The organism is Spirillospora sp. NPDC049652, assembly GCF_040675125.1.
In the GTDB taxonomy this organism is placed as follows: Bacteria; Actinomycetota; Actinomycetes; order Streptosporangiales; family Streptosporangiaceae; genus Spirillospora.
Genome location: NZ_JBFAOF010000385.1, coordinates 1 through 6,319, shown reverse-complemented (window position 1 = coordinate 6,319; position 6,319 = coordinate 1). Strand labels below are relative to the sequence as shown.

General features: G+C 71.8%; 5 protein-coding genes. 2 read left to right on the top strand and 3 right to left on the bottom strand.

What is annotated here, in order from left to right; genetic code table 11:
- From AB0J52_RS22810 to AB0J52_RS22800, 3 genes are all read right to left on the bottom strand, one after another.
- A partial coding sequence (locus AB0J52_RS22810) for an MMPL family transporter (RefSeq protein ID WP_500183958.1) occupies positions 1 to 1,403 on the bottom strand: 1,403 nt, incomplete at its 3' end.
- A gap of 213 nt (positions 1,404 to 1,616) precedes the next feature.
- Positions 1,617 to 2,759: a hypothetical protein gene (locus AB0J52_RS22805; protein ID WP_500183957.1), complete on the bottom strand. Its 1,143-nt coding sequence runs from the start codon at positions 2,757 to 2,759 to the stop codon at positions 1,617 to 1,619.
- 196 nt (positions 2,760 to 2,955) lie between these two features.
- Positions 2,956 to 3,801 (bottom strand): DeoR/GlpR family DNA-binding transcription regulator, encoded by an 846-nt coding sequence (locus tag AB0J52_RS22800; RefSeq protein WP_500183956.1) that lies wholly within the window; start codon positions 3,799 to 3,801, stop codon positions 2,956 to 2,958.
- 372 nt (positions 3,802 to 4,173) lie between these two features.
- Between AB0J52_RS22800 and AB0J52_RS22795 the strand changes: the two genes are divergently transcribed.
- Both AB0J52_RS22795 and AB0J52_RS22790 read left to right on the top strand, forming a co-directional pair.
- A complete protein-coding gene (locus tag AB0J52_RS22795) occupies positions 4,174 to 5,247 on the top strand; it encodes a substrate-binding domain-containing protein (protein ID WP_500183954.1) in 1,074 nt (357 codons plus the stop codon).
- 131 nt (positions 5,248 to 5,378) lie between these two features.
- Entirely contained in the window at positions 5,379 to 6,293 is a 915-nt protein-coding gene (locus AB0J52_RS22790; RefSeq protein ID WP_500183953.1) for an ATP-binding cassette domain-containing protein, read from the top strand.
- Positions 6,294 to 6,319: the final 26 nt, after the last annotated feature.

The following is a 6,319-nucleotide window of genomic DNA, read 5'->3' as shown; positions in this document are numbered from 1 at the left end:
CGCAGGGTGGCCTCGTAGCGGACGAGACCCCGGGCGGTGACGGGCCGCCCGACCTCGGCGACGCCGTCCGTCGAGCGGAGCGCGACGGCCAGGGCCGGGGCGCGCGCGGCGTCGCCGATGACGATGGCCGGGGCGCCCGACCCGGCGGGGAAGTGCCGGGCCGTGGCCGACGCGCCGGTCACCGAGTCCGGCGTGGTGACGAACTGGTCCTTGTTCCGCAGGCCGTCCGCCGACAGCGACGCGAGCCCGAACGCCATCGCGACCAGGACGAGCGACGTCCCGGCCCACAGTGCCCGAGGACGCGTCGCGACGAGCCGTCCGATCCGGCCCCACAGCCTGTGCCGGCCGTCCGCCGTCGCGGCGGGGTCGTACCGGGGGACCAGCGGCCAGAACACCCAGCGGCCCAGCACCACCAGCAGCGCGGGGAGCAGGGTCGTCATCGCCGCGAACGCCGCGACGACCCCGGCGGCCGCGACCGGCCCGAGCCCGCGGTTGCCGTTCATCGTGGCCGCGAGCAGGCACAGCAGCCCGGCGGCGACCGTTCCCGCCGAGGCCAGGAGCGCGGGTCCGGCGCGGTGCAGCGCGGCGGCCATCGCCTCGTGCCGGTCGGCGTGGCGCCGCAGCTCCTCCCGGTACCGCGCGACCAGCAGCAGCGCGTAGTCGGTGGCGACGCCGAAGACCAGCACGGTCAGGATGCCGGAGGTCTGCCCGTTGAACGTCAGCCCGGTGTACCTGGCGAGCAGGTACACCGCCGACTGCGCCAGGCCGAGCGCGAACACGGCGCCGGCCAGCGGGACCAGCCACAGCAGCGGGCTGCGGTAGATGAGCAGCAGCAGCACGACGACCACGCCCGCCGCGACCGCCAGCAGGAGGCCGTCGAGGGAGCCGAACACCTCGGTCAGGTCCGCCGCCGCGCCCGCGGGCCCGGTGACGTGCGTGTCCAGGCCGGCGGAGCCGCGCGCGGCGATGTCGCGCGCCGAGGCCACGGCCTTCGCGGCGTCGGACTTGGCGACGGGGACGAGCGTCCGCAGCGCCCGTCCGTCCGTGGAGGTGAACGGTCCCTGGACGGTGCCCGCGCCGGGCAGCCGCCCGAACGCGACGGCGTCGGCCCGCGCCTTCGCCGCGTCCGCCGGGGTGACGCCGGCCGTCCGCTCGTAGACGACCACGGCGGTGACGGGCTCCCCGGAGTGGAACCGCTCGTCCAGCTTCACGACCCGCGTCGACTGCGCCCCCGCCGGGAGCCAGCCGGCCGCGTCGTCCTTCTGCACGTCCTTGAGCCGTCCCGACAGCGGTCCGAGCGCCACCAGCAGGACGATCCAGAACGCCAGCACGAACCATTTGGCGCGCCTGCCCGAAACGGCCGCCGCCAGGCGGCCTCCCGGACCTTTCCGGCTCCCGTTCACGATGCTGCCTCCTCGTTTCACCGATCAGGCACTCATCGTGAATCCGCCGCCTTCCGTCCCGCGTCTGGCGGAGGATTGCACCCCACCTACAGCTTCAGCCGTAACCCGCCCTCCGCGCGTACATCTCAAGATGTACGAACACAGGCGAGATGGAAAAGATGAGCGTTGTGCCCGGCCGCCCAAAACGACCGGGCACAACGCACTCACTGCGTCTTAAGAAAGGCGCGTGAAGGGGTTGGGGGTGGCGCCGGTGAACTTGTGGAGCTGGGCGCGGGCGGTCTGCTTGGTCACGCCGTCCTCCTTGATCTGCGCGCTCTGGACGACGTAGTAGAGGCCCTTTCCGACCGCGACCAGACCGTACTGGCCGGACGAGTCGGACCAGCCGCGGACGCCGGTGGCGTCGTCCTGCTGACCGCGCGGCGACAGCGGGATGACCTTGCCCTTCTCGGCCGTCGGCTGCCCCTTCAGCCACTGTGTCCGCGGTTTGGCGGCGCCGTCGACGGCGAACAGCGCGTAATTCGGGAAGCCCGGCTTGGCGCCCTTGTAGGCGGCCATCAGCCACGTGCCGGAAGTGGGGTCGTATTCGAGGTTCTGGACCCCGTAGTTGGTGTTTCCGGTGTAGACGAAGTACTTGCCGCTCGTCCGGAACGGCCCGCTGGTGTGCGGGGCCTGCTGGGTGAGCGGCTTCTCGTAGCTCTTCCAGCGCTTGGTGTCGTACTGCAGGACGACCTGGTAGTCGTTGTCCGCGCGGCCGGTGTTGGAGTAGATGCCGTAGGCGACGGAAAGGCGCTGCGGGCCGCCGCGCTTGCCGAAGGCGGGGCCGAACGCGACGCCGTCGATGCCGCTGCAGCCGTAGCGGTGGTCGGGGGTGGCGCCGATGTTGCCGTCGAAGACGCCGTCGCCGTTCATGTCGGCCGAGTAGTCGTCGACGACCTCCTTGAGGTAGACGGTCGACACGACGTCGGAGTCCTCGGCGTTCATGTTCATCCGGTCGATCTTGTCCACGTCGAAGATCGCGATGTAGAAGGACTTGGCCTCCTTGTACTCCAGCGATCCGTAGACGCGGCCGTCCTCGGCGTTGAAGTCGAGGTCGCCGAGGTGGCCGGTGAAGCCGACGACCGAGCCGACCGGCCGGCCCGACAGGTCGGTCTTGACCAGCAGGTCGGTGAACGAGAAGTACATGAAGCCGCGGCGCTGGTCGACGGCGATGCCCTGGACGTGCGGCGACCGCCACGCGCCGCCGTAGACCTCCTTCGGCAGGCCGCCGGGCGCGGACGGGGAGCCGGCGAGCGCGGCGGCGGGGCTGGCGACGGCGAGGGCCGCGCCCAGGACGGAACTCAGCAGCAGGGTGCGCATGATGGGTTTCGGTCTCCGGGTGTGAGGGTTTTCGGGCATGGGATGACCCAGCCCGGCGAGGGGCGCGAGGGCGTCCCCCCGCACGATGATCATCGTCTGGGCCGGAAACGTACCCCGGCTGTCAAGCCCCCTGCGGCCCGGTGGACATCGCCCGCCGCCCGCTGAACGTCCTCGGTCCGGAAGGTGAACGCGCTGGTCAGCGCTCCGTGGGCGCGGGCCAGGACGGCGCGCCGTCCCGTCCGGCGACGTGCAGCCGGACGCCGCGCGCCCGCAGTGCCTCCACCTCGGAGTCGGGCGTTCCGGCGTCCACGATGACCAGGTCGAAGTCGGTCAGCGGCGCCAATTGGAACAGACCGTTTTTCGCGAATTTGGTGTGGTCGGCCAGCAGCACCCGCCGGTCGGCCGACTCCATCAGCGCGCGCTTGACCGCGACGGTCTCCTGCGACTGGTGGTAGCACTGCCCGTTGGTGATCGCCGTGGTGGACATGAACAGCAGGTCGGCGCGGAGCGAGCGGATCGCCTCGGAGGTGCGCAGGCCGAGGAAGGCGTCGTAGGCGGGGTAGTACGCGCCGCCGAGCGCGATGAGGTCGATGCCGGTCTCGCCGGTCAGCGCGTTCACCGCGGCGAGGAAGTTGGTGATCACCGTGACCGGGCCGCGCGCGGGCAGCAGCCCGGCCAGCTCCAGCGCGGTGGTGCTCTCGTCGATCATCACCGTGGCGCCCGCGCCGACCAGGCTCGCGGCGGCCGCGGCGAGGGCGTGCTTCTCCGCCGCCATGGCCTGGCGGCGGTGCCGGACGTCGCCGTGGTAGCTGGCCGACGGCTCGGCGGTCGCGCCGCCGCGCACCTTGCGCAGCCAGCCGGTGCTCTGCAGCTCGTCCAGGTCGCGGTGGATGGTCATGGTGCTGACCGCGTGCGCCGCGGCCAGGTCCTTGATCCGGACGAAGCCCTCGTCGGTCACCTGCTTGCGGATGGCCTCGCGCCGGCGGCGGGTGCTGCCGCCGTCGGCGTCCGGTCCGGTCGTGCTCGGAGGTGCGTCGGTCACCGGGTTCCCTTCTGGGGTGCCGCCGGGTCGGCGGCGGGACGGCAGGGGGACTGGCGGGGCTTCACTGTGACGTTCGTGTGGAAAGTAACGTACTACGTACCGCGGTCGTCCGAGACCGGATCGTCCGCGAGATACCGGGGAAGTCTAGGCCTGCCAGCCGACCGGTGCTCACGGCACGCACGCCGAAGTTACGATCTTCACGTTGGGACCGGTACAAATCACAGCCATTGATGTGAAATTCACGGACTCGTGTTGACATTCACGCGTCGCCGGGTGTTGTCTTCACATCCGCAGCGGCACCGCCCGCGGTGCTGTACCACCCCCAAGCCGGCCGCCCCTGTTCCACGGGCGGGACACCGAGGAGAAACCCAAGTGAGGAAGCTGTCCTTCCGTGCGGCCGCAGCGGCGGCCGCGGCGCTGGCCGTGCTGGCGCCGGCCACGGCCTGCTCGTCCAAGGCGTCCGGATCCGGCGGTGGCGGCGGGGACCACGCCAAGGTCGCGTTCCTGATGCCCGACATCGCCTCGACCCGCTACGAGCAGTACGACGCGCCGCTGTTCAAGGCCAAGATGAAGGAGCTGTGCGGCGGCTGCGAGGTGCTCTACCAGAACGCCAACGCCGACGCCGCCAAGCAGCAGCAGCAGGCCACCTCCGCGCTCGCCCAGGGCGCCAAGGTGATCGTCATCGACCCCGTCGACTCCGCCGCCGCGGCCTCGATCGTCCGGATGGCGCAGTCGCGCAAGGCCGCGGTCATCGCCTACGACCGGCCGATCCCGAAGGCCAAGGCCGACTACTACGTCTCGTTCGACAACGAGAAGCTCGGCCAGATGATCGGCCAGTCGCTGGTCGACCGGCTGAAGGAGACCAAGGCGCAGGGCGGCCTGCTCCAGGTCAACGGCTCGCCGACCGACGCCGCCGCCGGCCTGATCAAGAAGGGCGTGCACAGCGCGGTCGACCCGAGCGGCTTCAAGCTGCTCGCCGAGTACGACACCCCGAACTGGGAGCCGGCCAAGGCCCAGGAGTGGGTGTCCGGCCAGATCAGCAAGTTCCGCACCCAGATCGCCGGCGTGGCCGCCGCCAACGACGGCACCGGCGGCGGCTCGATCGCCGCGTTCAAGGCCGCCGGCGCGAAGGTGCCGCCGGTCACCGGCAACGACGCCGAGCTGGCCGCGGTCCAGCGGGTCGTCTCCGGCGACCAGTACAACACCATCTCCAAGCCGATCAAGATCGTGGCGGAGGCCGCCGCGGTCGCCGCGCACGAGTTCACCCAGGGCAAGAAGCCGCAGGGCAACACCACCCTGTTCGACACCCCGTCGCAGCTGTTCGTCCCGACCGTGGTGACGCAGCAGAACATCAAGGACGTGGTGAAGCAGGGCGGCGCGCTGGAGCCCGCCCAGGTCTGCACCGCCGTCTACGCCCAGGCCTGCGCCAAGCTCGGCCTCCAGTAACGACCTCCGGAATGGACGTCCCGTGCGGACGTCCGGGTGGCCGACCCTGGCGGCGTCCTTCCCGCCCGCATCCGCGGGGAGGGCGCCGCCCCACCCCTCGCACACCTCACCCAGCCTCACGAAGGTTCGTCATGACCCCATCGCCACCCTCGCCGGCCCGGTCGGGCTCTGCGGACACCGCGGAGGCCGGCGGCAGGCCCGCCCCCCTGCTGTCGCTGCGCGGCATCAGCAAGTCCTTCGGCGCGGTCGCCGCGCTCACCGATGTCGACCTCGACGTCTCGGCGGGCGAGGTCGTCGCCCTGGTCGGCGACAACGGCGCCGGCAAGTCCACGCTGGTCAAGACCCTCTCCGGGGTCCACCCGCCGGACTCGGGGACCATCACCTTCGAGTCCCGCGAGGTGAGCGTCACCAGCCCGGCGGCGGCCCAGCAGCTCGGCATCGCCACCGTGTTCCAGGACCTCGCCCTGTGCGAGAACCTCAACGTCATCGAGAACCTGTTCCTCGGCCGCGAACTGCGCGGGCTGCGGCTGGACGAGGTCGCGATGGAGGTCCGCTCGCGCGAGCTGCTGAAGCAGCTCTCGGCGAAGATCCCGTCGGTGCGGGTGCCGGTCGCGGGCCTGTCCGGCGGCCAGCGGCAGACCGTGGCGATCGCCCGCTCGCTGCTCGGCGACCCCAAGGTCATCATCCTGGACGAGCCGACCGCGGCGCTCGGCGTCGCGCAGACCGCCGAGGTGCTGAACCTCATCGAGCGGCTGCGGGAGCGCGGCCACGGCGTGATCATGATCAGCCACAACATGGCCGACGTGAAGGCGGTCGCCGACACCGTCGCGGTGCTGCGGCTCGGCCGCAACAACGGCGTGTTCGACGCGGCCGCCACCTCCGCCGAGGAGCTCGTCGCGGCCATCACCGGCGCCACCGACAACGAGGTGACGCGCCGGGCCCGCCGCGCCGCGGGCCCCACCCCGGCCGCTCCCGCCGCTCCTGTCGCCACCGCCGCTCCGGCGGCCACCGCCCCCGCCGAGAAGGAAGGCCCCGCCGATGAGTGACCTCGACGTCCGGCCCGCGGAGGCCG